The following is a 4,301-nucleotide window of genomic DNA, read 5'->3' on the forward strand; positions in this document are numbered from 1 at the left end:
CCGGTGGCCGAGGAGACGGCCGGCCCGCTGCCGGTGGTGCTCTCCGGACTCGACGAGGCCGCGCTGCGCGAGCAGGCAGCACGCTGGGCATCCTGGCTGACCACCCACCACGACGTGGCCCTGGCCGACGTCGCCGTCACCGCCGCCCGGCACCGCACGCACTTCGAACAACGGGCCAGTGTGGTCGCCACCGACACGCCCGAGCTGGTGCAGGCCCTGGAGGCACTCGCCGACGGCCGCCCCCACCCCGCCCTCACCCACGGCACCGCCACCCAGGGCGAGTCCGCGGTGCTGTTCACCGGCCAGGGCAGCCAGCGCATCGGCATGGGACGCCGACTCCACGCGGCGCTGCCGGTGTTCCGGGACGCCTTCGACGAGACCTGCGCCGCTCTCGATCCGCATCTGAGCCGCCCACTGGCCGAGGTGGTCCTCGCCGCCGAGGACAGCGCCGACGCGACCCTGGTGCACGAGACGGAGTTCACCCAGCCCGCACTGTTCGCCTTCGAAGTGGCGCTGTTCCGCCAGTGGCAGTCATGGGGCCTCCGGCCCGCCGTGGTGGCCGGGCACTCGATCGGCGAACTGACGGCCGCGCACGTGGCGGGTGTCCTGGACCTGGCCGACGCGGCACGCCTCGTGGCGGCCCGCGGCCGGCTGATGCAGGCGTGCGAGCGCGGTGGCGCCATGGCGTCGGTCGAGGCACCCGAAGCGGAAGTGACCGAGGTGCTCGCCGGCATCGACGGCCGGATCTCGATCGCGGGCCTGAACGGCCCGGCCCAGACGGTCGTCAGCGGTGACGGGACGGCGGTGGAGGCCGTCACGGCGCACTTCGCCGGACAGGGCAGGCGCACCCGGCGGCTGGAGGTGTCCCACGCCTTCCACTCGCCCCACATGGACGCCATGCTCGCCGAGTTCCGGGCGGTCGCCGAGAGCTGCCGCTTCCAGGCCCCGGCCGTCCCGCTCGTCTCGTCCGTCACCGGACTGCGGGCCGACGAGGACCTGACAGCCGGAGAGGGAGTGCGCTGCCCGCTGTACTGGGTGCGCCAGGCGCGCGACGCGGTGCGGTTCCTGGACGTCGTGCGGGCCGTCGAGCAGCAGGGCGTCACCCGGTTCCTGGAGTGCGGGCCCGCCGCCGTCCTCTCCGCCATGGGCGCCGCCTGCTCGGAGCGGGACGGTGTGTTCGTGGCCTCACAGCGGCCGGACGCCGGCGAGTCCGGCGGAACGGACGAGATCCGCACGCTCGTGCAGGCCCTCGGCGCCCTGCACGTGGCCGGGGAGGAACTCGCCTGGCAGGACATCCTCCCCGCCGACTCCGGCGCCGCCCCGCTGGCGCTGCCCACGTACGCCTTCCAGCGCGAGCGCCACTGGCTGCGGACAGCCGGTCAGGTCAGCGGCGATCTCGCCTCGGTCGGGCTGGAGCACCCGGGGCACCCCTGGCTGGGCGCCGCGACCGTGCTGGCCGACGGCGAGGGGCACCTGTTCACCGGAAAACTGTCGCCCGACGAGCACCCCTGGCTCCGCGACCACGTCGTCCACGACATCGCCCTCGTTCCCGGCACCGGTCTGCTGGAGCTGGCTCTCACGGCCGCGCACCGCACCGGCGCGGCGGGGGTGGCCGAGCTCACGCTGCTCGAACCACTCGTGCTGGACGAGGCCGTCCGGCTCCAGGTCGTCGTCGGCGCCCCGCGCGACGACGGGGGCCGCACGATCGGCATCCACAGCCGTACCGAGAACTCCGCCCACGACACATGGCGCCGGCACGCCGTCGGCGAGCTGCTGGAGCACTCCCAGCAGACCGGCGAGCCCCAGCCGCAGCAGTGGCCGGCACCGGACGCGGAACGCGTCGAACTGGACGACTACTACCGGGACTTCCACACCCTGGGCCTGCACTACGGGCCCGCCTTCCAGGGACTGGCCGAACTGTGGCGCACGGGGGACACCCTGTACGCCGAGGTCCGGCTCCCCGACGACCTGCCCACCGCGGACTACGGCGTCCACCCCGCCCTGCTCGACGCCGCCCTGCACGGGCTCGCCGCGCTGCGAGCCCAGGACGCCCCGCAGGGCGCGGGCGTGCTGCTGCCCTTCGCCTGGAGCGGCGTGGAATGCCGGGTGGCCGGCAGCACCGCCCTGAGGGTGCGGGTCGACCTCGACCGTACGAACGCCACCGCCTCGCTGCACGCGACCGACGCGGCGGGCCGCCTCGTGCTGAAGGTCGCGGCGCTGCGGCTGCGCGAGGCGACAGCCGAACAGCTGCGCGTGCGCAAAACCGTGGAACACCTCTACAGCGTGGCCTTCCAGCCCCTGCGCCACCCGAAGCCGGCGGACGGGCACATCCGGACCTGGGTGGTGGGCGGCACCGCAGACCTCGCCGACCGCCTCGGCGGCACCGGCCGCGCCTCGGCCCCCGTACGGCACTGCCCCGACACGGACACGCTGACCGCGCTGCTCGACACCGGCGAGGAACCCCCCGCACGGATCGTCGTCGACGCGAGGGCCCTCGACGGTGAAGAGGGGTACGCCTCCGCCCTGGCCGCGGTGACCGGCACCCTGCGGACGGCCCGGAGCCTGCTCGCCGACCAGCGGCTGGCATCCACCGAACTCGTCTGGGTCACCCGTGACAGCGTGGCGGCCTCGCCCGCCGACCCGCTCGACGGATGGGCCGGCGCCCCGGTGTGGGGCCTGGTCCGTGCCGCGCGCGCCGAACACCCCGAGCGGACGGTACGGCTCGTCGACCTCGACGCGCAGGACCTCCACGCCGACGTCCTCGCGCGCGCCCTCGCCGCGGCCGACGAGCCGGAGACCGCCGTACGGGCGGGCGAGGTGCTGGCCTCGCGGCTCGTGCCCGAACCCACCGTCGACGAGACGGACACGGCCCGACGGCTCGACCCGGACGGCTCCGTGCTCCTCACCGGCGGCACCGGTGAACTCGGCCGGCGCCTCGCCCGCCACCTGGTGCACACGCACGGCGTGCGCCACCTGGTGCTCACCTCACGGCGCGGCGCCGACGCCCCCGGCGCCGACGAACTGGCGCGGGACCTGACCGACGCCGGCGCCGAGACCGTACGCATCGAGGCGTGCGACGCCGCCGACCGCGACCAGCTGGCCGCCGTGCTGGCCACCGTCGCTCCACAACACCCCTTGACCGGCGTCTTCCACCTCGCGGGAGTCACCGACGACGGGCTGCTGGCCGACCAGGACGAGGACCGCCTACGCCGGGTCATGGACCCCAAGGCCGCAGGCGCCCTCCACCTGGCGGACCTCACCGCCGGCCTCGACCTGTCCGCCCTCGTCCTCTTCTCCTCCGTCTCCGGTGTCCTCGGCAGCCCGGGCCAGAGCACCTACGCCGCGGCCAACGCCTGGCTCGACGCCCTGGCGGCCCGGCTCAGGCGGCAGGGCCGCCCGGCCGTCGCCCTGTCCTGGGGCATGTGGGAGCAGAGCGGTGACGGCATGACCGCGCGGCTGGGCCGGGCCGACCTCGCCCGCATCCGCCGTCAGGGCATAGGCCCCCTGACGGAACGGCAGGGCCTGCACGCCCTGGACCAGGCGCTGGCCGGGGACCGGGCCCAGCTGGTGCCCGTACGGCTCGAACTCGCCGCCGTGCAACGCGAGGCCGACCGGGGCGAAGACATCCACCCCCTGCTCCGCGGCCTCCTACGCACCACGTCACGGCGTACACCGTCCCGGTCCGGGTCCGGCGTGCGGGACCGGCTGGCCGCCCTGCCACCGGAGGAACGGCTTTCCACTCTCCTCGCACTCGTGCGGCAGGAGGCCGCCGCCGTCCTGGGCCGCACCGGGCAGGACGGCATCGGCGAACAGCAGGTGTTCCAGCAACTGGGCATGGACTCCATGACGGCCGTGGAGCTGCGCCGCCGGCTGATCGCCGTCACGGGCGTACGGCTGCCGTCCACCCTGGCGTTCGACTATCCCACCCCGGCGGCCGTGGCCGGACTGCTGCTGGACCGGATGGAACTCACCCCGGCCGCCGCTCCCGCGGCCGGCCGCCCGACGCGGGCGGCCGACGCGGCGGAGCCGATCGCGGTGGTGTCGATGGCGTGCCGCCTGCCGGGCGGTATCGACACCCCCGAGGCGTTCTGGGCGCTCCTGGCCGAGGAACGGGACGGCATCGGCCCGTTCCCGCAGCGCTGGGACGCGCTCGACGTGTACGACCCGGACCGGGAGGCCGTCGGCAAGAGCTACATCCGGCAGGGCGGGTTCCTCGCCGGTGCCGAGGACTTCGACGCCGGGTTCTTCGGTATCTCGCCGCGTGAGGCGGTGTCGATGGATCCGCAGCAGCGGCTGGTGCT

General features: G+C 75.0%; 1 protein-coding gene. It reads left to right on the top strand.

The features are described from left to right. On the top strand, window positions 1–4,301 hold a 4,301-nt coding region (locus Q5694_RS34705), incomplete at both ends, for an SDR family NAD(P)-dependent oxidoreductase (protein ID WP_333937507.1).

The sequence above is a fragment of the Streptomyces sp. AHA2 genome, assembly GCF_036857595.1.
In the GTDB taxonomy this organism is placed as follows: domain Bacteria; phylum Actinomycetota; class Actinomycetes; order Streptomycetales; family Streptomycetaceae; genus Streptomyces.